The following is a 25,214-nucleotide window of genomic DNA, read 5'->3' as shown; positions in this document are numbered from 1 at the left end:
CTAAACTTTTCGATTTTAAGTAATCATTAAGGATTGCTATAGATAAGCATTCCGAATAGGAGGCGTAACAGTAATCAGGAAAACTCCCTTTTCGCTATTTTCCATCCCTTTATTTCTTAGTCTGATCGAGAGCTAAATTCAGCTTTAACACATTAACCCCAGGCTCACCAAAGATGCCAAGAAAGCGACCATCGGTGTTTTGAGCAATCAAAGTTTCCAGTTGGCTCGGCTGAAATCCTCGCGCCTTGGCTACTCGTGCAATTTGGGCGATCGCAGCTTCGGGGGTAATATGGGGGTCAAGGCTGGAACCAGAGGTGTAGAGTAGATCGCCAGTCGGCTGCACACCTGCTTTTTTCAGACGATTTAAGTCACCTTCAATTTTTTTGGTGGGGTCGGGGTCATCTTTACCTTTGATGCGTTCCAGTAATGCGGGATTACTGGGAGCCAAGTTACTAGCACCAGAAACCCCAGTTTTCAAAACTCCCCCATCATCTTTTTTGGGATCGGCTGTGCTGTAGCTGGTGGTACTGGGACGGCTGTTAAAATAGCGATCGCTAGTAAAAGGTTGACCAATTAAGGCAGAACCGACAACTTGACCGGCGCCATTTTTCAGGAGACTACCGTTTGCTTGAAACGGAAACGCAGTCTGCCCAATGGCAATCATCGCAAAAGGATAAATAATTGCTGTGATTACCCAGAGTACCAAGGTAGAACGAACTGCTCTGCTAGCTTCGCGTGCAAAACTCATAGGAACATCCCCGAAACGACTGGAAATAACTTGACTACAGACAGTGGAGGAAAGCCGAACGGCAATTTTAATTGCTGTGACAGCATACGCTTTTTTGGTAAAATCGAATAACAGTGAAATTAGCCCAACGCAGGAAGTTAACTCGCTTGTCATCGCTTATGCTACTAGCTGAGTTGTCTAAGGAGTAGCAACGAAAATTGAGTCATGGGGTGTAGGGATGAGCATGCGTGTCAACTTAAGGTAAAAGTTAGGTAAAAAAAGCGTTATAGGGTTGCCCTCATCCCCTAACCCCTTCTCCCAATATGGGAGAAGGGGAACTGGAGAATTTGCTCCCCTCTCCCATTTTTGGGAGAGGGGCTGGGGGTGAGGGCAAAACTCATACGGTCAGCAGATTTTAGCTTAAGTTGACACTAATGGGGGATGAGTACATCCTCTGGTCAACCGTAACCGCGCCTGTAAGTTCCGCAAACAACATAAGTGAACAAGCAATTGTTAGTAGTGTTGGGCGGGGGACAAAGCCCTGTCTTTTTAAACCAGGGAATGGTTACTAGAATTTCTCCGGTACAAACATTACAAAAAATAAATAGATGGAAAGCCCTACTGTAACCAGTCCTAACAGCCCCAATCCCCAAGATTGACTGCGGGAAAGTTGTTCACCAGTGGCTGCATGGACTAAAGGTGCAACCACTAGATTGAAACACATTGCCAGGAACAAATACAGTGGCAGCTTTTGTCTACGCCATTGACACCAGATTTCAGTTATTTCTTCTAATACTTGGGATGCAACGATAGTGCGTCGGATCTGAACGGGTTTCATAGTGAATTAAGACAAAGGTAAGATAATATCTATCAGTTTTATGGCAATGAAGGGAGCAACGATCCCACCAAGGCCATAAATCAAGATGTTGCGACGTAGGAGTTGATCTGCTGTTAAAGGCAAGAATTTTACCCCTTTGAGTGCTAGCGGAATTAATGCCGGAATAATCAAGGCATTGTAAATCAGCGCTGAGACGATGGCAGATTGGGCACTCTTTAATCCCATAATATTCAGTGCGCCGATTCCAGCAGCTGCAAAGATCGTGGGAATGATCGCAAAATACTTGGCAATATCGTTAGCGATCGAGAATGTTGTCAATGCTCCACGAGTAATCAACAACTGTTTTCCTATGGTTACTAGGTCAATTAGCTTCGTGGGATCAGAGTCTAAATCCACCATGTTAGCAGCTTCTTTAGCAGCTTGCGTCCCAGAGTTCATTGCCACACCCACGTTTGCTTGAGCTAGGGCAGGGGCATCGTTAGTACCATCTCCGGTCATTGCCACCAGTTTACCCTGAGATTGTTCGGAGCGAATCACTTCAATTTTGTCTTCTGGAGTCGCTTCGGCAATGAAATCATCAACCCCAGCCTCTTCGGCAATTACCGAAGCCGTAATTCGGTTGTCACCTGTGAGCATAACTGTGCGAACACCCATGCGGCGGAGTTGGTCAAATCGTTCCCGCAGACCAGGTTTGACAATATCTTTGAGGTAGATGACACCATAAATCTCGTTACCTTGGCAGACAGCTAAGGGCGTACCTCCTAATCGGCAAACTCGCTCATAAGCTGCATCTGTATCATTAGGAACCTGGCCACCATTGGAACGGACAAACCCTTTAATGGCATCCACTGCTCCTTTACGAATTTGTTTGCCATCGGGTAGATTTGTGCCACTCATGCGGGTTTTTGCCGAAAACTCCACACCTTCGGCTTTGTCGATGTTAAAGTCTACCGCAGCCTGAGACTTTTCTGCTAAAACTACAATTGATTTGCCTTCTGGGGTTTCGTCAAACAAGCTAGCAGCTAGGGAGACTTGCGCCACGTCTTTTAGTGAGTGATTATTCAGGGGAATAAACTCATCAGCCATGCGGTTCCCCAAGGTGATTGTGCCTGTCTTATCTAGCACCAGGGTATTGATGTCACCACAAGCTTCTACTGCTCGACCAGAGGTAGCGATGACATTAAACTGGGCAACCCTGTCCATACCTGCGATGCCGATCGCACTGAGCAAACCACCAATAGTTGTGGGAATCAAAGCTACGAGTAGCGAAATCAGGATGGCAACGCTAGCACCTGCACGCAAACTGTTTCCCGCCTCAACCCCAAAGGCTGTGCTGATAAAGCTGGCAATATAGCCCACAAAGGGAGGTATTGTTGACACCACAATCAAGAACACCTGTGTTAGTACTGCTAGCAATACTGTCAAGGCAATTTCGTTGGGAGTCTTAGTGCGTTGTGCCCCTTCTACCAAGGCAATCATCCGATCGATAAAGCCTTGACCAGGATCAGCACTAATGCGAATTGTCAACTCGTCGGAGAGTAGGCGTGTACCGCCTGTCACCGAACTGGCAATATCTGTACCTGGTTGCTTCAATACAGGAGCAGATTCCCCAGTAATTGCAGACTCATCCACTGAGCCAATACCTTTAATTACATCCCCATCGGCGGGAATCATGTTATTTGCAATCACTTGCACCAAATCCCCCCGCCGCAGTTCCGTAGAACTGACTTTTACTATCGAACCATCAGGGAGGATTTTGCTAGCGATCGTATCCGATCGCGTCGTTCTTAGTGAATCAGCCTGGGCTTTACCGCGTCCTTCAGCTACGGCTTCGGCAAAGTTGGCAAAAAGGAGTGTGAAAAACAGAATAAAGGTAATCAACCCGTTTAAGACGCGTTGTTGGTTCATATCTGCCTGGATTGTGCCAAACAGATTTGGGTTAAGGGTGACTAGAAAGGTGACAATCGTCCCCACCCAAACAACAAACATAACTGGGTTTCTGACGGTAATTCGAGGATCGAGCTTGATAAATGACTCCCGAATTGCTCTCTGATAAAGTCCCCGCAAATCCGCTTTGGGCGTGTGCCTGCGCGAATCACGAGTTCCAGATGGAGTCCGGGCCGAAAGAGAATCAGTAGTAGTTGGCATATATTAAATTTTGGGCATGAGTCTTTGAGGTGGATGAACGGAGTTCCGAGGTGGATGAACGGAGTTCTGAGGTGGATGAATCCAGTTCTGAGGTGGATGAATCCAGTTCTGAGGTGGATGAATCCAGTTCCGAGGTGGATGAATCCAGTTACGAGGGGGATGAATCCAGTTCCGAGGGGGATGAATCCAGTTCCGAGGGGGATAAATCTAGTTCCGAGGGGGATAAATCTAGTTCCGAGGGGGATAAATCTAGTTCCGAGGTGGATGAATCCAGTTCCGAGGTGGATGAATCAGTCTCTAATTCTCCTTGTCCCCTTGTCCCTTCATCTCCCCATTCCCCACTCCCTACCCAATACCTTTGGCAATAAAAAAGGCTTCACCGATGGGACCCAATGCTAATACTGGGAAAAATGTAAGTGCGCCTAGAATTAAAATCACGCCTGCGGTGACACCTGTAAATAATCCGGTATCAGTTCGCAATGTACCAGTCGTGTAGGGAACAGCTTGTTTGCGAGACATACTATCTGCTAACAACAGCAAGCCGATGATTGGAATATAGCGTCCGGCTACTAAACTGAAGCAGGTACTTAGATTCCACCACAGGGCGGTTGCAGTAGTTTTTGTCCCCGTAGCGATCGCTAACGGAGAAGGTTGTGAATCGCCTAAACCTTCAAAGCCAGAACCGTTGTTGGCAGCAGCTGAGGCATATTCGTATATTACCTGAGAAAAGCCGTGAAACCCAGGATTGCTAATCCCTGCCAGTTGGTCAGGAAAAGCTAAGGCGATCGCCCCCGGAATCAAAATGGCGATGGGGTGAACCAGCAAAATTAGGAAGCTAGCAAGGATGACCTCACGCTTTTCAATCTTGCGTCCCAGAAATTCTGGCGTGCGTCCCACCATCAGACCCGTGACGAATACTGCCAGGATGCTATAGGCAAACAAGTAAGCTGTTCCTGTACCCTGTCCACCCCACATGATTTGCAGGAACATATTAGAGAGAAAAATAAAACCGCCGGCAGGCATGAAAGAGTCGTGGAAACTGTTGACCGCGCCGCACATGGTGCCAGTTGTACTTACGGCAAACAGTACAGATTGTGCCCAACCAAAACGGACTTCTTTACCCTCTAGGTTCGGTTGCTGACTGCCCAAAAGCGCATTTACAGCCGGATTGCCGTTATATTCCCCAATGGCGGTGACAATCAAAAATCCGACAAAAATAACACCGACCATGCCGTAGAGTAACCAGGCTTGTTTGGTGTTATTTGCAAACAAGCCATAGGTATAGATCAGGGACGTGGGAATCGAAAGCATTGCCACGATCTGAATTAAGTTAGAAAATGCGTTGGGATTTTCAAAGGGGTGTGCAGAGTTGATCGCAAAAAAGCCGCCGCCATTCTCGCCTAGCTGTTTGATAATTTCAAAGTGGGCAACTGGGCCAAGAGCGATCGCCTGACTAATATTAGGATCTTCTAAAGTCGGAAACACCGCAGGTCCTGCCAAGGTTTCTGGTACACCAAGGGCGATGAAAACGATCCCACCGACAATACTAATCGGCAGCAAAATTCGGGTTATCGAGCGAATTAGGTCTACATAGAAGTTGCCCAAAGGTCTACCCGTCAACCCTCGAATAAAGGCGATCGCTACTGCTATGCCCGTTGCAGCCGAGGTAAACATGTGGTAGCCTAGTCCCAACATTTGACTACCGTAGCTCAAGTAAGTTTCACCAGAATAGTGCTGCTGGTTGGTATTGGTAATAAAGGAAATTGTAGTGTGTACTATGGTGTCCCAGGTTGGGGCACCTATCTTGGTTGGGTTAAGGGGTAGCCATCCTTGATTTGCGATCAGGAAGAAAATCAGCAACGCCATGACTACATTGCTGTACAGGATTGCTCGCGCATACTGCCAACCCGTCATATTTTCTTGGGTTTGAACGCCAACCAAAGAATAAAGCACTCGTTCAAGCGGATTCAAAATCACGTCGAGAAAAGTACTTTGTTCTAGGAATACACGAGCCATGTATTTCCCAAAGAAGGGAGTTATCGCTACTATAATTAGTAGCGTTAATGCAATTTGAATCCATCCTTGTACCATTGGATTAGTCGAACTCCGACATGAATAAATTTCAGATGAATATCAGATATTTTCTGGCGATGAATCAGAAAAAACAATCAAGTATAGCGGCATTATGATTAACTAACCTATAGCTATGAGCTTTCTCAATTAATCATGAAGCTTTTTGCTAAAGAACACAAGGTATAAATTAATATTTAAACTACCCTATAGAAGGAATATATCTGTCTATATATACAAATCTTTAGAGTGTTTATCTCGATATATCTGCAAATATAGAAGGACAGCTATAGCGGCTGCCATAATGGTTAGGACAAGTCTGCTATGGATAGCTGTGACAGACGCTCTCTTAGGGTTTGCGAATGTCCTAAGCTGTCTGTCTACTGCTATAAATGCTAAACAAACAGCTATAGCGGTTCTCAATTGCGTAGAATACAGCCCAATGGTAGGGGCACAGCAAGCAATACTGTGCCCCTACTGTTACATCCATACACAGATAGCGGCCACTCTACGAGTTCTGCAACGGAGTACCCGCAGGGTACGAGAACTGCGTATAGCACCAAAGGGTTGGTCATCTGGTTTGGATGAACCCGGAACACCATTAGCCAAAGAGTCATTGGCAATGATATTGCCATCTGCGGTAAAAGTTGCAATTTCGCGGAATGACGAGGGTTGACCAGAAGTATAATTTGTTTGGGTAAGTGTCGCTAGGTATGTGCCAACTACCGCTCAGGAGTCTAATTCCTAATTCATAACTGATTTTGGCGACAAATTCCAAATGCTGAAGTGTAGGCGTGTAAGAACGTTCTGCCACCAACAGGTCCGATTTCACCGCCACAGAAAAAGCCGCCTACAGGAATATCGTTAAGGTAGCGCCGAAATAGTTCCGAATCGAAATTGGGTTTACCATATAGTCCTTCACCTCGCCCCAGACAGGAAAACATCAAAGCAGCTACGGCAGAGGGTTCAGATTCTCGTTCGTGTTGATAACTTTGGAGGAGTAATTCTAGGTCTTCAGCAGAGGCTTGGGCATCGCGTATCTGGAATTGCAGCCTTTGACCAGGACGGACGCGATCGCCAATTGCGATCGCCCCAGCTGTTGGATCGACCCCAAGAATACCCCGAATTAAAAAGTCTCCTTGCTGCAAAGCCAGCTTAAATTCATCCATTGCCACACCAACAAACAGAGAATGCTGTGCTAAAATACGCTCTTCTTCGCTGAGACTGGCAATCAAATCTCGCAACACCATCAGAGGTACTTTCTCATCTAACTCCAGAATAATATTGCGATCGGCTTTTGTGACTTGCAATGGTTTGCCAATTGGTCGGCATCCTTGGGCGACAATCGTTTCCAAAACAATATTGCCAGTCAAAGCTATACCAACAGTGCCCTCACGATACAGGCTTTGGTCTTCCTCACCGCCGGCATCGTTACAAAATAGGGCAATACGACCACCCATTCCCCCACCACTAGCTTGTCCCCCTACGATCACTGATCCTGGATAAGCAAAATCCAGCCCCTGCAACAAATCGTTGATTCCAGAAGCGAAGGAACTAGACAGTAAGATGAACTGGGGTGTCGGTGATGCTGGCACACCGATCAAGTCAAGCCAAGTATCTGGTGAACTGTCTAAATCAGGTAATTCTTCAGCAACAACATGAAATACTTGAATCTTCACTCCTGGAAGGTGTGCTAAAGTCAAGCTGATAGCTGGTTCAGCTTCTAGTTCTTGGGTTTCTCCGCTAACTGTTGTCCCAATCACACCTCCACCACTACAGCCAATTAGCACTGGCACAGAAAGTTTCTCAGCTAACAAAGGTAACAGTCGGGAATACTCACTCGTAAAAGCAGACGAAATGAATACCAGTCCTAGATCCGCAGGTGCTGTTAACGATGAGACAGCTCGTTCCACCACATCTGTAACGGCGGCTTCCAAAGAATGATGAGTTGATAGGGCGTTTGCCCACTGCATTTGGTCTGCCATGAGTTTTGAGCTTCTTTCTCTTTTTAGGCTAGTAGGTTTTGATTTTTTCTTTTGGGAAGAATTACATCTTACAAGAACTGACGCCAGCCCTTTGTTTCCTGCATCCCAAAAAACTGGGGTCCTCATTCCCTAAATATATGCATCTCAATATATTGTATGATTATTTATCTCTAGTACTGATTCCACAAAATCTTAAAAAATAAAGCTAAATGCATCATAGATGCAGCATTTTGTTGTGTTGGTTAGAAATCAATCGGCTAAAACACTAACTTATGATCAGCTAAATGGTTAGAATGGTTAGTAATAAAGCCAAAAACTGCCATTTGTGAAGTTCTTCTATACTAGTATTAACTTTTACACCCTAAGTTCCCCAGTGAATTATGTACTCAGAATCAGTGGCGGGATATAAAGCGGGTGGGAAAAACATGGAAAAACGAACTTTTTTTTGGTATGATCAAACATCTTGACCATCAATGCCGTAAGCGAAAACCAAGCTAGTAGGTATATGTTACAAGATAAAAAATTTCGGTCTTGGGAACCAGGACTTCTGCCCTTGGAGGGAATGTAAGACCAACAGGATTACAGAGTTCTCTTGGCTATTCCCGATGAACTGGGAAGCCCACACTATACCGCCTAGCGGTTGGTGTGTGGTAGTTCACCAACACACAACGAGACTAAAGCAATGACCAACATCCAAGAAACAGCAAAGAGCGACATCCAAGAAAAAATTCACGAAGAAGTGGAACAAGCGCGTACTGTCTGTGATATTAACGGTAGCAACTCACCAGAGTGTGCTGCTGCTTGGGATGCAGTAGAGGAATTGCAAGCTGAAGCTTCCCACAAGCGCCAAAGCAAGCCAAAAAACTCTCTAGAACAGTATTGTGATGATAACCCAGATGCAATTGAATGCCGGGTTTACGACGACTAGAAATTGAAGCAAGTAAATTTTCTGTTCCTTTGGTCAGCAAGCAAGCAGGATTTACTTACTGAGATTTCGCATTTTTACGCTACTCCCGGCAAAATAGTACTCTCCTATTTGATCATTTTCTCCAACGGGTGGAAATTGGTTAGATATCTGGAGTTAGGAATGTCTAAGGGTTAAAATTTAATGAATTGGCTGTAGGGGCGTACATCTGTATGCCCCTATAAACTTGTTTGTAGTATAAATTTCGTGAAATCGGATGAGTTGGAGAGCCACTTGCTTACAAAAAGAAGTTAGAGCGCAGTCTTGAGGCTAACCACTGAGCTTTATGCTTTGATTAAACTATTATCAAAAAGAATTCAGGATGAATTGGAGTCCGACTGACTCCTAAATAAAAGGTAAGATTTACGCAAAACTACACGCTAGTAGGGGGAATTCATGTAGACGAAGGCTGACCGCAGGGTATTGCCCCTATCTGAAAATTAGGATTTCGGCTATTGTTTGCCTAAGTACTGAAAGAGTTTAAGATCCCTGCCTTATTAAGCGGTCTACAATCAGGTAGTGGATAAAACCCTAGTTGATTTATTCTGACTCCTGACTTCTAAATTCTTTTTTATTTATTGTTTGAGAACAACTATGGACTATAATATTTGGTTTCGCCCTTTTGTCTGGATTGATTACCGACTGGCGGTATTATTCCTGGTAATTATTCCGCTAATTCTTCTGATTTGGGCATTTGTACAAAAAGCAGAAAGCATACAACGCTTATTGACTATATACTGGCGAATATCAAGCTTGGTGGCAATCACGATTTACTTAATGATTGCCCAATATCCAGTTAGCTTTATCTCTGGGTTGATGGCTCGGATTTTGATCCCGATTTCGCTATGGTTCTGGGTGGATCTCAACGATGAAATTGAGTATCAAACCAGTGGCTCTTTGAAATTTATTTTTACCTCTTGGCGGTGGGCTACAACTGTTTATTGTATTTTGGGTACACTAGCTTTTATCCCTTTTTTGGGTTGTGCTTTTTCTGGCAATGCCCTGAATACTCCCTATTGTAGCGTCTGGTTCGAGGCTCCATTGCTATTCAAAGAATATTTCCATGCTAATAGCAAGGCTGAGTTCTTAGGTTTTCTTGGCATAACTAGTTTAGTAATTTATGTGCTTTACTTAAGCTATTTTGTTCTGATTAAGCTGGGCAAGCAGGGACGCTCGGCCACACCACAGTAACCGTCGCTGCGTCACTACACCCCTACTCTTAAAAAAATGAGTTCCATTGGCAAGCGACTGGAAGAATACACCGCTAAACGCCCTCAAGAAGTCCTACTTGTAACGGTGGGAATTGCCGATGAGCAAGATACAATTGCTATTTTCAAAGGCTTTTCCAGTTCTTTGATGCGTCCAACGGCATTTGATGCAGATGTACCAGTTATGCCAGATGGGGCAAATATCCTCAACATTGACCGAGTAGCCAGTCCTTACAATCCTGAAGCCCCGCGTTATATTCAACAAAGACTCTCTTGGTCAGCTATGGAAGCTCTATTATCAGAAATGGGAGTCTAACTAATTCGTAATTCGTAATTTTGTGGCAAGGGTGACTTTGTGATTGTTGATGGAGCATCGTCACAGCCCTGCTAAACTCCAGGACAAGATGGCGAGAAAATTTTGCATGGAATTTGAGTGGAACCCAAAGAAGACAGCGTTAAACCTTGAGAAGCATGATGTTTCGTTTCAGTAAGCTTCAACCGTATTTAATGACCTTCCATCTGTAACTTTCTCTGATCCCAATCATTCCATTAGAGAAAACCGCTACGTTATTATTGGCATATCTGGTTTTGGACAACTTTTAGTTGTTGCACATACTGACCGAGGAGAAAAGATACGAATTATTAGTGCCCGAAAAGCCACCCGACACGAGAGGAGATTCTATGAAGAGGGAAGTTGAAAATGAAATGGAAGACGAATTACTTTCTGAGTACGATTTTGCTCAAATGGAGGGGGGAGTTAAGGGCAAATATGTTGAGAGATATCGTGCGGGAACGAACTTAGTACTTTTAGATCGTGATGTTGCTCAAGCTTTTCCCAATGATGCAGCCGTGAATGGAGCGTTAAGGATGTTAATCCAGGTTGCCCAGCGTCAGCAACTCAATACTGCGGTGCAGCAGACGGAATAGAAATGGTCAGTGAGAGTTCTTAGATGCAACAGTCACAGGATGCGAATACCCCAAAACAATTGAGTCGAGAACAACGTTGGGAAATCGTCCAAACTTTGCTACCACGTAGCAACCTGAGCAGCGAGGCAAAACAGGCATTCCGCCAAGCTTATCCCAATGCACCAGAAGAGATGCTGAAAACTGCTGTTTTTCACACTTACGTTGATGGAATTGGAGCCGCAATAGACTGGTTAGTTGATTTAGAGTTATTTCTACGTAAACCTAGTCATGAACTAGATATCGGTGTTACGTATCACCTGCTGTATCACCTCTACAATTGGTATCAGTTCAATGCATTGCTTCCAGATGGAAAAACAGGAGTGTTGGAACGTCTCAAGGAAATTAAGGAGTTGGCTTCAGATGGAGATATAGAGGCAATTCTTGCAACAGTTAAGGAGCTAGAATCGATGTTTGAAGGTGGTCGGAACTATCCAAGCTTTTGGTAAGCAGCTGCATAACAAATTAAATGGAGCGGACAGTTGCAGTCCGTTGGTTCTAAATTCAAGGCTTTTTTATGAATTACCACGACATTATTACGATTGAACCTGGAAAACGCAGTGGTAAACCCTGTATCCGGGGAATGCGAATCACTGTTTATGATATTTTGGAGTATCTTGCTGGTGGAATGACTGAAGCAGAAATCCTAGAGGATTTTTCTGAATTAACTTCCGAAGATATTAAAGCGTGTCTAGCTTTTGCTGCTGATCGTGAGAAGAAGTTATTTGTGGTATCCCTGTGAAACTGCTTCTAGACGAAAATCTGTCTGATCGGATTATTTCACGGATTGTAGATTTATATCCTGATTCAGTACACGTTAAAACTTTAGGGTTAATCAACACAGACGATGTGATTATCTGGGAGTACGCTAAAGCACACGATTTCGTAATTGCTTCCAAAGATTCTGATTTTCATCAGCGCAGTCTTCTCTATGGTCATCCACCCAAATTTATCTATCTCCGTATTGGCAACAGCCCAACTTCTAAAATTGTCCAAATCCTGCGTGATAACTTTGGTATAATCAGCCAGTTTGTAATTAGCGAAGTGGAAAGTATTTTGGTGTTAGCGTAGGTTGAAAATAGTGTATCCATTGCAGGCTGGCAGTTTGCTCAGTGAGTAGGACTGTGGACGACTGTGATAGTGCGATCGCCCAGTTTGATAAAATGGTTGGCATAGTTGGAGAAGTTCATAAGTCATTCACCCGATGACAACCAAGAAATATGTTTACTGGCAAGATGAGGAGATGTGGCTTGGCTATCTCCAGGAGTATCCAGACTACTGGACTCAGGCAGAAACCGAAAACGAATTGAAGAAGAACTTACAGCTATTTTCAGGTAAATAGACCACGCGGTAGGGGCACAGCATTGCTGTGCCCCTACGACAGATGTGGTTCAAATACATGATTTCTGCTGTAACTGATATTTACAAAGAATTAACGAGTGGCACAATCCCCAATGTCCGAAGAGTGGCTGAACTTGAGGTATCGTGAAACGATGGGACTTGATCAAATGCCTCGAATAAATGGGTTGTGTATTTATTCCTCATGGTGGGAAATATCAGAGTACTATTGGCAAAACAGTTTATGTAGACGACCTCCATGTTGTTTGATTTTAGTCTCCGTCCGCTAAAAGAAGTACAAGCGTGGGGTAAGCCTCCTGATTTAAGCTTGTCGTGGTTCGGTTTCACAGAGGGTTTCTACCGCTTACAAGTCGGCTCAGAGTTTTTGCTCAATTACTCTGATGATTTTGTTGACCTCTGGGCTAAACGATTTCCTAACTATGGTGGATCGTTCGTCGATTATTACCTGGTGCGTCTCTGGGAAGACATCCTCGATATGCTCCCTGATGTGCTTGAACCTTTACCGACTGAGCTTTCTAACTTTTTTGAGAAGGATGAAACTGCTTGGTTTGAGTGGAAAAACGATGCGGTAAATTGGGTTGATAATCAACCCAATGAAGACAAGGCAATAGAGGCATTTGAACTTGCAGTCTCATGGCAAGATACTCGTCGGCTGGATGCTGGCTATCTTCAAAACGCACCCAGAATCTGGATATGGTCTACTGATCGTGATGTCATCATTAGTTGGGACAACACAGATATTGCATTAGAAGGCATCCAAGTCTGGTCAACAAGGCAAGGACACTACTACATTAAGCGGAATGAGTTTTTGGATGAAGTTCGCGCCTTCCACGATCAGCTGATGGGTGAGATGGCTGAACGCGTTGAGAGTGTTTGCGATCGCTGGTGTCGGTCAGAAATTTATGTAGACACTCAGCATCTAAGATATGAGCAACAAGACCGGAAAACGTGGTTTGATCAAGCTCTTAAAAGGTCTCCCTCTGTATCTTGGGATGATACACTGGCTGCGCTTAAAATGATTGATGTCAATCAATCTGCCAAGTAGTCGAACACTGCGTTGGAGCCGATAGCACAAAGATCCCAGTGCTTAGTTTAGAGTGATCTGCCGCCGCTCAACTGTGCCGTTACCCTAAAGGAAGCAAGCTACACTTGGGGTCTCAATTACCGTCTGAAACTGTCTTCAATTCTCTACCAGAGGTTGCGCCAAGGTGACGCGTTGCGCGTAGCTTGCTTAAGAGTAAGGGTACAATTTTGAAGAATTCTTTTGACTTTTAAATTTACAAAATGTCCCGTTCTGGATACACACTTCCCGTCTTTGCCTGCGCTGCTGCTGTTGCAGCTTTACATTGGTTACACGATCGCCAAGCTTTAAACATAGCGTCAGTATATCTAATTGAACCAGATCAAATCGCCGAAATTCCAATTGAACAGGTAGCAGGACTATCTAAAAGTATGGCTTTAGCAATCACCCGCAGCGATCCCGGTGATAATCTTGACCTCACTAAAGATACACCTGTTTGGGCGCTGGTGGAATGGCGAGAACAGGGTGATGATGCTGTAATTATTAAAGGTGGGGAAGGAATTGGTAGGCAATTAAATGCTGATGACAAGCCGGCTATTTATGCTTATGCTCAAAGGCTTTTAAAAGAAAATTTGCAACGGATGCTAGCACCGGCAGAAAAAATCACGGTGACGATTATTTTACCCCAAGGGCGATCGCTAGCTGTTAGAACTTCAAATTCTGCCTTTGGTGTGGTTGAAGGACTTTCCCTTTTAGGCACAACTGGCATTTCTCAACCCTTAAGTACACCAGATCAACTTGCAGTTTTTCGGGATCAATTACAAAATAAAGCTAGTCGGTTTGAGAGTTTAGTATTCTGTATCGGCGAGAATGGCCTAGATTTAGCGCGGAAACTAGGGATTAATCCTGAGCAATTGGTCAAAACTGCTAACTGGCTGGGCCCAATGTTAGTAGAAGCGGATGTGCTGGGTGTGAAAGAAATCTTATTATTTGGCTATCACGGTAAGCTGATGAAACTGGCTGGGGGGATTTTTCACACTCATCACTATTTGGCTGACGGACGCCGGGAAATTTTGGCGGCGCACTGTGCGATCGCTGGTTTAAAATCACCAGATGTCCAAGCTGTGTTTAATAGTGCGACTGCCGAAGCAGCACTAACATATTTACGATCGCTAGATGCTGAAACTGGTAGTGATTGGGTAAATCAAGTTTACACTGCGATCGCTGAAAATATTGATGTTCGTTCTCAAGAATACATTCAAAGCCATAGCGAAAGGGGCATAGGAGTAACAATCTGTGGCTCGATTCTTTTTGATCGCGATCGCAAAATTATCGTGAAGAGTAAAACTGCTGGTCTGTTGATGGGAAAATTATGTTAATTTATTATAACTAATCCTAAACAATCCAAATAAATAGTCTTTTAAGTAACCACTTTCGGATAAGTTTATCGTTTTAAGACCATTTCCGACTCAGGGACTAGACAAACGCACATAAACTCGCGTTTGTAAAGGCTCTCTATACCATTATCAGCCTGCCGAGGCTGAATAATAGCATCACCATAGACCACAAAGCATCTACCCTTAACAGATATAACTCTCCCGTCATGAATACAGCGGTGATACCAACACAACAAGCGCCTCAAACATTAGAAAATTTTGGGCGGCTTGATCGTCAATTGATTGTAATTCTGGACTTTGGCTCCCAATATTCTGAGCTGATTGCCCGTCGCATCCGCGAGACTCAAGTATACTCTGAAGTTTTGTCCTATCGCACTACTTCTGCAAATTTGCGCCAACTCAATCCGAAGGGAATCATCCTCTCCGGTGGACCGAGTTCGGTTTATGTTGATAATGCTCCCCATTGTGACCCTGAAATCTGGAATTTGGGAATACCCATTTTGGGTGTTTGTTATGGGATGCAGCTGATGGTAAACCAACTCGGTGGAGAAGTGGCAAAGGCTGACCGAGGTGAATACGGCAAAGCATCATTATATATTGATGATCCCACAGATTTGCTGACTAACGTTGAAGATGGCACTACCATGTGGATGAGTCATGGAGACTCAGTTACCCAAATGCCATCAGGGTTTGAATTGCTCGCACATACTGAAAATACTCCCTGTGCTGCGGTTGCCAACCACGAACGGAAACTTTACGGCGTTCAGTTCCATCCAGAGGTGGTGCATTCTATTGGCGGTATAGCATTAATCCGTAATTTTGTCTATCATATCTGCAATTGCGAACCTAGTTGGACAACATCGGCTTTTGTCGAAGAAGCAATTCGAGAAATTCGCGCCAGAGTTGGACAGAAGCGGGTGCTGTTGGCGCTGTCTGGGGGAGTGGATTCTTCTACGTTGGCCTTCTTGCTGTATAAAGCGATTGGCGACAAACTGACTTGCGTGTTTATCGATCAAGGCTTTATGCGAAAGTATGAGCCAGAGCGATTGGTAAAGCTGTTTCAAGAGCAGTTTCACATTCCTGTAGAGTATGTTAATGCTCGCGATCGCTTTTTAGCTGCGATCGCACAGATCACAGATCCTGAAGAAAAACGCCGCCGCATCGGACACGAATTTATCAGTGTATTTGAGGAAACATCCAAGCGCCTCGGTCGGTTTGACTATCTGGCTCAAGGGACTCTTTATCCAGATGTGATCGAATCTGCTGACACCAACGTTGATCCCCAAACTGGTGAGCGGGTAGCGGTGAAAATTAAGAGTCATCACAATGTTGGTGGTTTGCCTAAAGACCTAAGATTTAAATTGGTTGAACCACTGCGGAAACTATTTAAAGATGAAGTCCGCAAAGTTGGGCGTTCGATTGGTTTACCAGAAGAGATTGTCCAACGCCAACCTTTTCCGGGGCCTGGTTTGGCAATTCGCATTCTAGGGGAAGTGACATCTGAGCGGTTAAACATTTTGCGCGATGCCGATTTGATTGTGCGGCAAGAAATTAATCAACGCGGTATGTATCATGATTTCTGGCAAGCATTTGCTGTATTGCTGCCAATTCGTAGTGTTGGCGTTATGGGGGATCAACGTACTTACGCTTACCCGATTGTTTTGCGGATTGTGACTAGTGAAGATGGCATGACTGCTGATTGGGCGAGAGTGCCTTACGATGTCCTAGAAGTGATTTCCACTCGGATTGTGAATGAGGTGAAAGGGGTGAATCGCGTGGTTTATGACATCACCTCTAAGCCGCCTGGAACCATTGAATGGGAGTAATCAAGTTTTGAATTGACTTGATTCCTGACTCCTGGTGTATTTCAAAATGGCAATGCTGACTTGACTCGTTTTCAGCCTCGGCATTGTCTATTTTTTTGACTTTGGGTTTCCTAAGAGTAAGAATGCCGCAAAATTCCCTATTTGCTAAATTTTGAGTAAGTAAGTGGGCGTGAATAATTAGGGCTTGCTGAAAAAGTCATAAAAAAGCAATCTTACAGCTATTTTCAGGTAAATAGACCACGCGGTAGGGGCACAGCATTGCTGTGCCCCTACGACAGATGTGGTTCAAATACATGAAAACTGCTGTAAGGGTTGACTAGTTATTTAAGCAAGGTCAAAGATAAGTTTTTGTTGCCTATTGAGAAGAAGGCGAAGGAGGTCAAACCAGACGTGGGCGCTGCTGTAGCTGAAGCTGATGCAAGATAGATGCGTGCCTGCGTTCAACGTTTCCCTAACTTATTTCTACGCTACTGCCCGCGCATAAACGGATTCAAGCAGAGAAACCAATTCGTCCACTTGGGACGACGTAAATAATCCATCTGGGCCCTGTGGTGTAATGTCGGTAAATGGGGATTCATAAAGGAGAGCAGCATCCATTACGCCGTGTTCTGTTAGATAGTCCACAATCATATTTGCAAACTCAATTTGATTAGAGTTAAGCTTCTTGCCAGATAGGAACCTAGCGAGTTCCTGTTTTGCTACCTCACGTTCTAGCCCCACCAAGGAGCGAACGAACAAACCCAGACCCTGTGACTGTTCTTTAGCACGGACGATATCCTCCGCCTCACCCACACCACTCTGCGCCAGTATTCTCTCTAGCTCAGACAGGTCGGATGAAATCAGTTGCAAGTTTTTCCGCAGTTTGAAGATAACTACATGATCCTGATGCGATCGCAAAAAAGCCCTTGCTTTAGCTCGGAATTTCTCAAAGTTATCCGATGATGTAAAGCCAGGTAACTCCACTGTGATCTCATCCCCCATCACATCCTCAAAGTCGGTATAAATGGGTTGGCGTTTCTGTTTCTCAATCAGCTTTACTAGCCCCCGTAGGCGTTTGCGTACTACCTCCAGCATGGGCAATGTCACATCCTGCCACCACTCATCGGTTTGTACATCCTGGATCAAAGGCAACTGCTCCCGTACTAATGGGATAGCGGATTTCTCCTCTAGCAAAGAGGTAAGTGACTTCACCTGTTCTCGTAAACGCTCAAAGGCAGGCTCCGATCGCAGTATTGCTAATTGTAACTTCAGTACCAGGACATCAAACCGCTTTGTCTCTTCTGCTTCCGCTTCCAATTGGGAGGGCAAACCAGCTACTTCTTGGCTCAGTGCGGTAAAATCTTCATCGGATAGCGATACCCATGCTTCGGAACTAGCATATTTTTCTACCAGTCGTCGCTTAGGGCGTACTACGAAGTTTTCGCTATTCATGGCAGCAACTTCAGTGTGGAGTAGATTAGCCACTTGCTGGCGCAATTCTGTATCGGTCTTTGGTTCAGAGTCGGAGACTTGAGGTGTTTTGATTGTGGTACTGTCAACCTCAACGACCTTTTTATCTAGCTCTGTGATTAACTCCAATCGCGCAGTAAACAACTGCTTGCCCAAGGATTTACCTATTGGGGCATCAGTCGTCTCTGGATTATGCTGAAAAAACTCCAGGTTCTGGCAATAGTCGAACAAGTAGAAAAATTGCTTATCTTGTCCTACACCAAATAAATCGGGGCAGCGACGGGTTCCCCGCCCTACCATCTGCCAGAACTTAGTTTTGGAGCGTACAAGTTTGAAAAGCACCAGATTTACTACCTCTGGCACGTCAATCCCAGTGTCAAGCATATCCACTGAGATAGCAATATGGGGTTCTTTATCTTTGTTGGAAAAGCTATCAATTAGGGTTTGGGGATATGTGGTTTTGAAGGTAATAACGCGGGCAAACTCACCTTTAAAGTGCGGGTAGTTGAGATTGAAGCGTTCACCAATAAAATTGGCATGATCTTGGTTTTTAGCAAAGATAATAGTTTTGCCCAGGCGATCGCCACCTGCAACTTTCAGCCCCCTGGTCATCAAATGCGCTAGTACCTTGTCTACAGTATCTTGATTGAATAGCCACTTGTTGACAGCTTCTGCTTCTACACGCTCAGGTGCGTTGCCTTCGTCATCCCATTCCAGAGCGTCCCATTCTTCCCTTTCTGCTTCAGAAAGTTCATCATAATTAATCCCCTGGCGTTGAAACTTCAGGGGTACTGATACAGCTTTGGGTGGTACGAGAAAGCCATCATTTACGGCATCTTCTAGCTGGTAGGCATCGGTAGGTACGCCGTTTTCTAGGTCAAACAGTCCGTAGGTATTGCGGTCTATTTCATCCTTGGGCGTGGCGGTTAGTCCCAGCAAGAGAGAATCAAAGTAGTTGAAAATGGTGCGGTATTTCTGGAAGACTGAGCGATGGGCTTCATCAATAATTATCAGGTCAAAATGCCCTGCGCCAAAACGACGCTGCCCATCGCGGGTATCATCAATTAACCCCATCATGGTGGGATAGGTGCAAGCAAACACTCGTCCTTCGGTATCTTTCTCTGTCACCAAGTTAACTGGTGCAGCATCGGGGAGGTGTTTCTTAAATACATTTATTGCCTGATTTACCAGGGCTACACGGTCTGCTAGAAACAGTGCGCGTTTGACCCAGTTACAACGCATCAGCATCTCTACCAAAGCGATCGCAGTTCTGGTTTTGCCTGCACCAGTAGCCATGACTATCAGTGCTTTGCGGTCTTTATCAGTCTCGAAGGCTTCGGTAATGCGGCGAATAGCACGAGTTTGATAATAGCGTTCGGCAATGCTAGGCTTAATGGTGGCTTCTGCTAAAGACTTACGGGTAGTCCGGCGCTGTACAAGCAATTCCAATTCGGTTTTTTTGTAAAATCCCTGCACCTGTCGCGGTGGGTAATTGGTATTATCCCACAGCCAATGCTCGTAACCGTTGGAGTAGAAGATTATTGGACGCTGACCAAACTGTGTTTCTAGACAATCGGCATATAATTTAGCCTGTTGCTGCCCGATGCGGGAGTCGTGTCGGGTACGCTTGGCTTCTACGATCGCCAGGGGTTTACCATCATCGCCCCAGAGTACGTAGTCTACAAAACCTTTACCCGATGCGTTGGGCATCCCTGTAACTTCAAACTCGCGGTCGCGGGGTTGATCGAGCGCCCAACCTGCTTCTTTTAGCAAGAGGTCGATGAAGATATCGCGGGTTTGTGCTTCAGAATAGTCGTGAGTATCTGGCTGGGTGGTACTGGCTTTCTTGGCTGCTGCTATCTCTGCCCGTAATCGCTTTAATTCTTCATCCAGTGCGTTTTTGTCAGCGAGAAGTGTGGAGAGTTTTTCATCGCGCTCCCGCAGTTGGGTTTCCAGTTTCTGGAGTTGCTCAATGGTTTGTTTAGGCACTGGTGCAGTTTTGGGCAATGCTTCCGGGTTGAAAGCCAGCCCCGGTTCAGGTTTGCTGCTGCGTCCGTAGGTGTGTGCTAACCAGTACGCAACGTGAAAAAATTCCCGTACTGCGTTTATGGCATCGTTGACAGGGATGGGTTTAGCGCTGTGGACTGCTTGATTACCCAGTTTGATGATGACTCGTGTTTTGTTAAATACTGCCTCGCCTACCAAAGTTTTAAAGGTGGGTTCATGAATCAGGGCGCTCAAGTTGTCATGATAGGGCAGTTCTAGGGAATTATCGTGTTTATACAACCAGTTTACGGTTAACTCCAAGGCACGACGGGCATAAAAGCAGGCGGTGCGGGGGTCGGGATATACTGCACTAAAAGCTTTCTTTGCGGATTCGTAAACTGCGGGGAATTCAGCTTGGAGGAATGTAAACTGGCTCATTCAATTAATCAAGCTCTTGTTAATTAAATTACATTATATTCAGTATTTATTTTGTCTTCAAGTTAGAATTCCACGGGCTGTTTATCCCGCAACAAGAGCATAGCGATCGCTTCGCGGGTGAACTACGCCACCGGAAAGGGCGGTTACGCCATCGCCCATTTCGTTAAAAATTACATATCATATTTTTAGAGCCAGAAACTAAAAACTGAAAAACTGAAAATGACAGCGTATGCTCTAAATTTACCTGACCATTTAAAACATGAAGTTTAATGGAGAAATCAATGCGTAAACAAATCATCGAATATACGTCTCCACTAGATGCGTTGATTGCCCTTACCAAACAGTTAAATACCTATGAAATAAAGTACCAAATGAATTCAGAAGAATTTTTTGCAAAATATACCCAAGGAGAAACTTCTGACGATGAAGTGTTTGTAGAATGGGCAGGAAACTACCAGCATTATCTAGCTCTACACCAAGAGATAAAAAGCAAACTCAGAGATGTCGCGTAAAGTTATCCAAGCCTATTTAGATGAAATTGAGCAACTTTTAGTCAACTGCTCTAATACATACATTGAGGAATATAGTACAGTTATTTTAACGACAGAAAGAGCTAATCTCCGCATTAGGATACGTTTCGCTCTCAGATATTTACTGGCAGTCAGTGAAGCATTTATTATTGTAGATAATCAGATTAGATATATCGATTACCGCTATCACTTTCAAGATGAGCAAAATAATCTGATATTTCGTTATGACAGTACACCACACTTTCCCAACTTGCCTAGCTTCCCGCACCATAAACATCTTTTTGACAACGTAATTGCTTGCGAAAAGCCATATATAACGGATGTTCTACAAGAAGTGATGGAGTTTTTAGAGTAGGAATAATGTATTGAGTGAGGTGCTGATACCAGTAAATATGTTGGTTTCAAGCTAGAATTTCACGGGCTGTTTATCTAGATTTACAATATGATCTTTACTAGAGCCAGAAACTAGAGATTGAAAATGACAGCATACGCTCTAAATTTACCTGACCAGTTGAAGTATGAAGTTGAGCAATTAGCCCAGAGTCAGGGTATTTCCCTTGACCAATTTATTCTGTGGGCTGTAACAGAAAAAGTAAGTACCCTGAAAGCATCTTTTCCACAAATTGCTTATCGCCAGGGGACAAATGGACAACTTGTGCCAGTCATCAAAGGGACGGGAATTCGGGTGCAGACTGTGGCGATCGCTTCCCAAAATTGGGGTATGAGTCCAAGTCAGATTGGTAATGAGTATGAGCTTACTGAGGCACAGGTAAGAGAAGCTTTGAGTTTTTCTGTAGTAAATAAGGGGCAGATTGATGCAGCGATCGCTTCTGAGCAATCCTTAGAAATTGCCAATGGTTAAGCTCAAGCTTCATTTGGATGCAGATACCTCCAGTAAATCGCTGCATTTAGCATTGGTGTCTAAAGGACATGATGTAACTCGTACTCCAAATGACTGGATGCCTTTAGATGCTAGTGATGAAACTCAATTATTACGCTCAACTGCTCAGGGTCGAAGTATCTTTACTTTCAATGTGAGAGACTTTATTGTTTTATCGCAACAGTATCCTCAGCATGGCGGTATTATCCTTGCTGCTCAAAATAGTTGGTCACTTTCAGATTTGATTGCGGCATTAGATAGCCTATTATCTGAGGCAGAAGCAGCAGATTGGGTTGGTCAGGTAGATTGGCTCAATCGGTGGCGGAAGTAGTCATTAAATCAGATTTATCTGGGCTATAACTCTCCTCTAAATGCTCGATGTTGGAGGGAGGCGAAAAGGGCATCGAGTTCTGAGAGTGAGGCGCAATGTGCGGCTTTGAGTTTTTCTACTGCTTCGACGCGTTGAGCAAATTCTTTTTGAAGTGGTAGTGGTGGAATATTAATTAAAAACCCTTTAACATCTTGCTGATTGATACTAGATTGGTTTACAGCGTTTTTTGATGAGCTTAGAATTTGTCCCTTAATGAACTTACTCTGAAGAAATTCCACAAGATAGCACGAATCAATAATCTCAAGGTTGACGCTAAACCGCATCATGTTTGACTCAAATACAATTGGTTCTGTCATAGGAGGAATTAACGCACTCTTTCCGAGATATTCCATACTATTAACTCGATTGATAACAATATCTCCTTCATTTAATTTGTATAGAGCCTGTTCATCTTGCGAAACGCGCACTCGCTTCAAAGTAGATAATTTGGTGACTTTGCCATCATAAAATGCATCTATCCGTAAAATCGGGGTTCCTGAACCATAATCAGATGAATGTTTATAAAGACCGTTTTGCAGACTATTAATAATTAATTTTTCAAGCCTATCTACGATCCACCCCTTCGGATTTGTCGCAGGATCGCCGAACATTTCTATGAAGATGGCTTGGGTGAGGGTGTCGAGTTGTGCGATCGCTTCCCGACGTTTAGACCTGAGTTCTTCGGCGCGATCGAGTATTTCTGCAATCCGCCTCTGTTCTTCCAAGGGTGGAATGGGTATTTCAAAGTTGGCAAGTACAGATGGGCTTAAGCGCGGTAGGTTTACTCCAACAGCCCGCGAATTTGCGTAGTCAACTATCTTGGGCTGACGAAGAAAGTGGAATAAGAATTTTCGGTCAACATTCGACCTTGGCAAAATCGGCAATATGTCTGTACTGCAAATGCCACTGAATTCTGGACATGCAATTTTGGCAAGGTAAGGACGGAGTTTGCCGTAGAGAATATGTTGCTCTGTAAACTGAAACTTAGAACTGGCAAGTTCACCAGCGTCTACAGGTTTCAGTCCTATAAATCTGCCACCTCTTTCAATGTGTTCAAGACCAACGTATATTGTGCCATCCCTGATTTGCTCTGGTTGAACACCCGATCTTTCGATGTTTGCCACTTCTGCAAGCGTGACTATCTTCCAAGGACTCATCTCAGCAGCCCCTCTAACTTTTTCATCCCCTGCTGATCAGTATTTTCATTTATTCCTATTCCAGCAAGACAACGCGATCGCCGAACTTAGCCGCCAGTTTGCGATCGTAAGTTAGCACCTGAGTATCAGATTGAATTGCTGCTGCCACGAATAACGTATCGTAGAACGAATGACTTGCCTCGACTGCCAGTTTGAGAGCAACATCCCGAATTTGAGAACTAGAAATCATCACATCAACCAATGCCTCAGCATCTTGCAACGCATCCAAACCTGTTTGCAAGGGTAGTTGCCGAAATTGTATCCATTGCCAAATCACATTACCCAACTCGGCAAACAACGAATCAGGCACCACGATTTGATCTACAGTTTCTAAAGCTGCGATCGCCTGCTCATACTTGTCTTCTACGTTTAAGAGTGCATAGGCAAACACCATCGTATCAATCACCATCAGAGTCGTCCTTCTGATTTCCAAGTTTGCACCCGACTTTCTGATTCCATCGGTAACGTCTTTGCCCGTTGACGAATACGCGCAAGCACTTCATCACGTTGTCCGTAGCGTTTTTGCAGCAAATCTCGGACTTCTTGCTCCATCGAAATTCCCTTTTGTCCCGCCAAGCGTTTAATGCGATCAACTAACTCATCAGATATATTGCGAATGGTAATTGTTGCCATACTGCCTCCTTTGCTAGTGCCACTCGACTAGCAGATCGTTACCTTTATGCTAGCAGTTTGCTGGCATCCTAGTAGCCTAAATTATTTCAGCAATCCCTCCAATTTCTCCATCCCCTGCTGAATTTCCACCTCTAACCTCGCCAAATTAGCCAGGATGTCTACTCACAACACCCCTGAGCGCGTTCAAACACAATTTTTCGTAAATTGGTAGGAATATAAGTTTTGCTCATGCACTTTGTTGTAACTTGAGCAGAGCTTGAGCTTTAGCAAGACGTACCAAATGCTCAATAAACTCATAATGTTGCCACAGACAGCGACGCCGAATAGCCCGTCGTAGACATCGCTTTCATCTAAACCTTGAGTACGATTTTTGTCTAAGAGAGAATCAATTTCAGCTTGAACCATAGGCGAAAGACGGAGAGCTAAAATTTCTTCAGGAGATGGCAACTTTGCTAAAAACTCCAAAATTTCAGTCAGTCCAGAAAAACCTGTGGAAGGATTAGCAATAATTTCTCGCAATTCTAGAGCCAAAATCTGGGGTAAATCTTCCTTGCGAGATTCTAAATTCCGAGCCATCTCATCAGGTATGTCTAAAGTAATTTGCATAATTTTTGATCTCAATAATATAACTTATAAGGTTTTCATCACATCTCATCCTTGCAAAACTTCAGCCGCAGTTAACTGAAGATTGGCAAAAATTGCAGAAACAATAACACTTTCTCCTTGATAAACTCGCTCATCATAAAAACCCTCCACCCATTCCAAAACCGTCACTTTTTGGGCAATCGGATCAACAATCCAATACTCCGCAATTCCCCGCGCTGCATACTCAGAACGCTTGTAACGATAATCCCGATTTTCCTGATTTGGACTCACCACCTCAACCACCAACAACGGCGGCGGCATATCCATCAAAATTAGCGATCGTGTAGCACCTTGCATTACCGTCGCCAACTCCTCAGAAAACACCACCAAATCAGGAACACGCACCCCCACCTGCCGACTATTCACAGCAATTTCTGTTTTCATACTCAAGCGGTAATAGGGAATACCTAATTTAGAAAAATAGATTAATAAAAACGTAGCTATTCGCCGATTTACCTCGCTTTCTAATGGCATTTGAATTAATTCTCCGTTCTCCAATTCATATAAATTATCCGTCCCATCGTCAAACTGAAGAAATTCCTCAAAGGTCATCTTTTTAGTGGCTGCAACTGTCATTGCTG

At 44.3% G+C, this 25,214-nt stretch carries 28 protein-coding genes and 1 pseudogene; 18 read left to right on the top strand and 11 right to left on the bottom strand.

Annotated elements, in window-relative coordinates; translation table 11 throughout:
* Positions 1-109 precede the first annotated feature (109 nt).
* The 3 genes from kdpC to kdpB all read right to left on the bottom strand — a co-directional run bounded on the left by kdpC (position 110) and on the right by kdpB (position 3,713).
* On the bottom strand, positions 110-748 hold the full coding sequence (kdpC, locus tag ACYTXL_RS32555) for a K(+)-transporting ATPase subunit C (protein ID WP_461928205.1): 639 nt from the start codon (positions 746-748) through the stop codon (positions 110-112).
* Positions 749-1,295: 547 nt separating this feature from the next.
* Entirely contained in the window at positions 1,296-1,565 is a 270-nt protein-coding gene (locus ACYTXL_RS32550) for a potassium-transporting ATPase subunit F (protein ID WP_461928199.1), read from the bottom strand.
* Between the two features lie 6 nt (positions 1,566-1,571).
* Entirely contained in the window at positions 1,572-3,713 is a 2,142-nt protein-coding gene (gene kdpB / locus ACYTXL_RS32545) for a potassium-transporting ATPase subunit KdpB (RefSeq protein WP_461928198.1), read from the bottom strand.
* A 29-nt stretch (positions 3,714-3,742) separates the two neighbouring features.
* On the opposite strand from kdpB, the gene ACYTXL_RS32540 reads away from it, so the two are divergent.
* A complete protein-coding gene (locus tag ACYTXL_RS32540; RefSeq protein WP_461928197.1) occupies positions 3,743-4,081 on the top strand; it encodes a hypothetical protein in 339 nt (112 codons plus the stop codon).
* Here the strand turns inward: ACYTXL_RS32540 and kdpA are convergent.
* On the bottom strand, positions 4,059-5,804 hold the full coding sequence (kdpA, locus tag ACYTXL_RS32535) for a potassium-transporting ATPase subunit KdpA (protein WP_461928196.1): 1,746 nt from the start codon (positions 5,802-5,804) through the stop codon (positions 4,059-4,061). The genes ACYTXL_RS32540 and kdpA overlap by 23 nt on opposite strands.
* A gap of 283 nt (positions 5,805-6,087) precedes the next feature.
* Here kdpA and ACYTXL_RS32530 point away from each other — a divergent pair, with 283 nt between their 5' ends.
* Positions 6,088-6,459: a hypothetical protein gene (locus ACYTXL_RS32530; protein ID WP_461928195.1), complete on the top strand. Its 372-nt coding sequence runs from the start codon at positions 6,088-6,090 to the stop codon at positions 6,457-6,459.
* A 73-nt stretch (positions 6,460-6,532) separates the two neighbouring features.
* Here ACYTXL_RS32530 and ACYTXL_RS32525 read toward each other — a convergent pair whose 3' ends face one another.
* Entirely contained in the window at positions 6,533-7,768 is a 1,236-nt protein-coding gene (locus ACYTXL_RS32525) for an FIST signal transduction protein (RefSeq protein WP_461928194.1), read from the bottom strand.
* Between the two features lie 682 nt (positions 7,769-8,450).
* On the opposite strand from ACYTXL_RS32525, the gene ACYTXL_RS32520 reads away from it, so the two are divergent.
* From ACYTXL_RS32520 to guaA, 12 genes and pseudogenes are all read left to right on the top strand, one after another.
* Positions 8,451-8,696 carry a Calvin cycle protein CP12 gene (locus ACYTXL_RS32520; protein WP_292769998.1) on the top strand — a complete coding sequence of 82 codons (246 nt, stop codon included), beginning with the start codon at positions 8,451-8,453 and terminating at the stop codon, positions 8,694-8,696.
* Between the two features lie 630 nt (positions 8,697-9,326).
* A complete protein-coding gene (locus tag ACYTXL_RS32515; protein WP_461928193.1) occupies positions 9,327-9,923 on the top strand; it encodes a DUF3177 family protein in 597 nt (198 codons plus the stop codon).
* A gap of 36 nt (positions 9,924-9,959) precedes the next feature.
* Positions 9,960-10,256, top strand: coding sequence for a DUF7734 family protein (locus ACYTXL_RS32510; RefSeq protein ID WP_461928192.1), 297 nt, complete (start codon positions 9,960-9,962; stop codon positions 10,254-10,256).
* Between the two features lie 187 nt (positions 10,257-10,443).
* A pseudogene (locus ACYTXL_RS32505) lies at positions 10,444-10,638 on the top strand (BrnT family toxin); the annotation flags it as partial.
* Positions 10,622-10,867, top strand: coding sequence for a hypothetical protein (locus tag ACYTXL_RS32500; protein ID WP_461928191.1), 246 nt, complete (start codon positions 10,622-10,624; stop codon positions 10,865-10,867). The pseudogene ACYTXL_RS32505 and the gene ACYTXL_RS32500, both read left to right, overlap by 17 nt.
* Positions 10,868-10,890: 23 nt before the next feature.
* Positions 10,891-11,352 (top strand): hypothetical protein, encoded by a 462-nt coding sequence (locus tag ACYTXL_RS32495; protein WP_461928190.1) that lies wholly within the window; start codon positions 10,891-10,893, stop codon positions 11,350-11,352.
* Between the two features lie 68 nt (positions 11,353-11,420).
* Positions 11,421-11,645: a DUF433 domain-containing protein gene (locus tag ACYTXL_RS32490; protein WP_292867582.1), complete on the top strand. Its 225-nt coding sequence runs from the start codon at positions 11,421-11,423 to the stop codon at positions 11,643-11,645.
* A complete protein-coding gene (locus ACYTXL_RS32485; protein WP_335213913.1) occupies positions 11,642-11,974 on the top strand; it encodes a DUF5615 family PIN-like protein in 333 nt (110 codons plus the stop codon). The genes ACYTXL_RS32490 and ACYTXL_RS32485 overlap by 4 nt, the downstream gene beginning before the upstream one ends.
* Positions 11,975-12,107: 133 nt before the next feature.
* A complete protein-coding gene (locus ACYTXL_RS32480; protein ID WP_461928189.1) occupies positions 12,108-12,245 on the top strand; it encodes a hypothetical protein in 138 nt (45 codons plus the stop codon).
* Between the two features lie 255 nt (positions 12,246-12,500).
* On the top strand, positions 12,501-13,307 hold the full coding sequence (locus ACYTXL_RS32475) for a DUF5984 family protein (RefSeq protein WP_461928188.1): 807 nt from the start codon (positions 12,501-12,503) through the stop codon (positions 13,305-13,307).
* A 239-nt stretch (positions 13,308-13,546) separates the two neighbouring features.
* Positions 13,547-14,662: a cobalt-precorrin-5B (C(1))-methyltransferase CbiD gene (gene cbiD / locus ACYTXL_RS32470; protein ID WP_461928187.1), complete on the top strand. Its 1,116-nt coding sequence runs from the start codon at positions 13,547-13,549 to the stop codon at positions 14,660-14,662.
* A 224-nt stretch (positions 14,663-14,886) separates the two neighbouring features.
* Positions 14,887-16,506, top strand: a complete 1,620-nt coding sequence (guaA, locus tag ACYTXL_RS32465; protein ID WP_461928186.1) for a glutamine-hydrolyzing GMP synthase — start codon at positions 14,887-14,889, stop codon at positions 16,504-16,506.
* A gap of 462 nt (positions 16,507-16,968) precedes the next feature.
* Here the strand turns inward: guaA and ACYTXL_RS32460 are convergent, their stop codons facing one another.
* Positions 16,969-20,379, bottom strand: coding sequence for a DEAD/DEAH box helicase family protein (locus ACYTXL_RS32460; RefSeq protein ID WP_461928185.1), 3,411 nt, complete (start codon positions 20,377-20,379; stop codon positions 16,969-16,971).
* Between the two features lie 281 nt (positions 20,380-20,660).
* Here ACYTXL_RS32460 and tumA point away from each other — a divergent pair, with 281 nt between their 5' ends.
* The 4 genes from tumA to ACYTXL_RS32440 all read left to right on the top strand — a co-directional run bounded on the left by tumA (position 20,661) and on the right by ACYTXL_RS32440 (position 22,120).
* A complete protein-coding gene (gene tumA, locus ACYTXL_RS32455) occupies positions 20,661-20,891 on the top strand; it encodes an antitoxin TumA (protein WP_190571047.1) in 231 nt (76 codons plus the stop codon).
* Positions 20,881-21,264 (top strand): toxin TumE, encoded by a 384-nt coding sequence (gene tumE, locus ACYTXL_RS32450; protein ID WP_461928184.1) that lies wholly within the window; start codon positions 20,881-20,883, stop codon positions 21,262-21,264. Before tumA ends, tumE begins: the two co-directional genes overlap by 11 nt.
* Positions 21,265-21,387: 123 nt before the next feature.
* The gene (locus ACYTXL_RS32445; protein ID WP_461928183.1) at positions 21,388-21,771 is read left to right on the top strand and encodes a DUF433 domain-containing protein; all 384 of its coding nucleotides are present in this window, start codon (positions 21,388-21,390) and stop codon (positions 21,769-21,771) included.
* Positions 21,764-22,120, top strand: a complete 357-nt coding sequence (locus ACYTXL_RS32440; protein ID WP_461928182.1) for a DUF5615 family PIN-like protein — start codon at positions 21,764-21,766, stop codon at positions 22,118-22,120. Before ACYTXL_RS32445 ends, ACYTXL_RS32440 begins: the two co-directional genes overlap by 8 nt.
* Positions 22,121-22,143: 23 nt before the next feature.
* Here ACYTXL_RS32440 and ACYTXL_RS32435 read toward each other — a convergent pair whose 3' ends face one another.
* From ACYTXL_RS32435 to ACYTXL_RS32415, 5 genes are all read right to left on the bottom strand, one after another.
* Positions 22,144-23,316, bottom strand: a complete 1,173-nt coding sequence (locus tag ACYTXL_RS32435; protein ID WP_461928181.1) for a restriction endonuclease subunit S — start codon at positions 23,314-23,316, stop codon at positions 22,144-22,146.
* Between the two features lie 55 nt (positions 23,317-23,371).
* Positions 23,372-23,764, bottom strand: coding sequence for a type II toxin-antitoxin system VapC family toxin (locus tag ACYTXL_RS32430; RefSeq protein WP_461928180.1), 393 nt, complete (start codon positions 23,762-23,764; stop codon positions 23,372-23,374).
* Entirely contained in the window at positions 23,764-23,988 is a 225-nt protein-coding gene (locus tag ACYTXL_RS32425) for a FitA-like ribbon-helix-helix domain-containing protein (protein WP_461928179.1), read from the bottom strand. The genes ACYTXL_RS32430 and ACYTXL_RS32425 overlap by 1 nt, the downstream gene beginning before the upstream one ends.
* 183 nt (positions 23,989-24,171) lie before the next feature.
* Entirely contained in the window at positions 24,172-24,594 is a 423-nt protein-coding gene (locus tag ACYTXL_RS32420; protein WP_461928178.1) for a hypothetical protein, read from the bottom strand.
* 45 nt (positions 24,595-24,639) lie between these two features.
* Positions 24,640-25,209, bottom strand: a complete 570-nt coding sequence (locus ACYTXL_RS32415) for a Uma2 family endonuclease (protein ID WP_461928177.1) — start codon at positions 25,207-25,209, stop codon at positions 24,640-24,642.
* Between the last annotated feature and the right edge of the window lie 5 nt (positions 25,210-25,214).

The organism is Nostoc sp. (genome assembly GCF_054880495.1).
The sequence above is the reverse complement of the archived record's forward strand: the minus strand, read 5'-3'. Positions and strand labels throughout refer to the sequence as shown.

Coding starts and splice junctions, on each gene's coding strand:
- cbiD (WP_461928187.1), top strand. CDS start 13,547: ATGTCCCGTTCTGGATACACACTTCCCGTCTTTGCCTGCGCTGCTGCT.
- ACYTXL_RS32475 (WP_461928188.1), top strand. CDS start 12,501: ATGTTGTTTGATTTTAGTCTCCGTCCGCTAAAAGAAGTACAAGCGTGG.
- ACYTXL_RS32415 (WP_461928177.1), bottom strand. CDS start 25,209: ATGACAGTTGCAGCCACTAAAAAGATGACCTTTGAGGAATTTCTTCAG.
- ACYTXL_RS32480 (WP_461928189.1), top strand. CDS start 12,108: ATGACAACCAAGAAATATGTTTACTGGCAAGATGAGGAGATGTGGCTT.
- ACYTXL_RS32530 (WP_461928195.1), top strand. CDS start 6,088: ATGGTTAGGACAAGTCTGCTATGGATAGCTGTGACAGACGCTCTCTTA.
- ACYTXL_RS32420 (WP_461928178.1), bottom strand. CDS start 24,594: ATGCAAATTACTTTAGACATACCTGATGAGATGGCTCGGAATTTAGAA.
- guaA (WP_461928186.1), top strand. CDS start 14,887: ATGAATACAGCGGTGATACCAACACAACAAGCGCCTCAAACATTAGAA.
- ACYTXL_RS32525 (WP_461928194.1), bottom strand. CDS start 7,768: ATGGCAGACCAAATGCAGTGGGCAAACGCCCTATCAACTCATCATTCT.
- ACYTXL_RS32435 (WP_461928181.1), bottom strand. CDS start 23,316: ATGAGTCCTTGGAAGATAGTCACGCTTGCAGAAGTGGCAAACATCGAA.
- ACYTXL_RS32490 (WP_292867582.1), top strand. CDS start 11,421: ATGAATTACCACGACATTATTACGATTGAACCTGGAAAACGCAGTGGT.
- ACYTXL_RS32460 (WP_461928185.1), bottom strand. CDS start 20,379: ATGAGCCAGTTTACATTCCTCCAAGCTGAATTCCCCGCAGTTTACGAA.
- kdpB (WP_461928198.1), bottom strand. CDS start 3,713: ATGCCAACTACTACTGATTCTCTTTCGGCCCGGACTCCATCTGGAACT.
- ACYTXL_RS32495 (WP_461928190.1), top strand. CDS start 10,891: ATGCAACAGTCACAGGATGCGAATACCCCAAAACAATTGAGTCGAGAA.
- ACYTXL_RS32550 (WP_461928199.1), bottom strand. CDS start 1,565: ATGAAACCCGTTCAGATCCGACGCACTATCGTTGCATCCCAAGTATTA.
- ACYTXL_RS32430 (WP_461928180.1), bottom strand. CDS start 23,764: ATGGTGATTGATACGATGGTGTTTGCCTATGCACTCTTAAACGTAGAA.
- ACYTXL_RS32520 (WP_292769998.1), top strand. CDS start 8,451: ATGACCAACATCCAAGAAACAGCAAAGAGCGACATCCAAGAAAAAATT.
- ACYTXL_RS32445 (WP_461928183.1), top strand. CDS start 21,388: ATGACAGCATACGCTCTAAATTTACCTGACCAGTTGAAGTATGAAGTT.
- ACYTXL_RS32440 (WP_461928182.1), top strand. CDS start 21,764: ATGGTTAAGCTCAAGCTTCATTTGGATGCAGATACCTCCAGTAAATCG.
- ACYTXL_RS32500 (WP_461928191.1), top strand. CDS start 10,622: ATGAAGAGGGAAGTTGAAAATGAAATGGAAGACGAATTACTTTCTGAG.
- ACYTXL_RS32510 (WP_461928192.1), top strand. CDS start 9,960: ATGAGTTCCATTGGCAAGCGACTGGAAGAATACACCGCTAAACGCCCT.
- kdpC (WP_461928205.1), bottom strand. CDS start 748: ATGAGTTTTGCACGCGAAGCTAGCAGAGCAGTTCGTTCTACCTTGGTA.
- ACYTXL_RS32515 (WP_461928193.1), top strand. CDS start 9,327: ATGGACTATAATATTTGGTTTCGCCCTTTTGTCTGGATTGATTACCGA.
- tumE (WP_461928184.1), top strand. CDS start 20,881: ATGTCGCGTAAAGTTATCCAAGCCTATTTAGATGAAATTGAGCAACTT.
- ACYTXL_RS32425 (WP_461928179.1), bottom strand. CDS start 23,988: ATGGCAACAATTACCATTCGCAATATATCTGATGAGTTAGTTGATCGC.
- kdpA (WP_461928196.1), bottom strand. CDS start 5,804: ATGGTACAAGGATGGATTCAAATTGCATTAACGCTACTAATTATAGTA.
- tumA (WP_190571047.1), top strand. CDS start 20,661: ATGCGTAAACAAATCATCGAATATACGTCTCCACTAGATGCGTTGATT.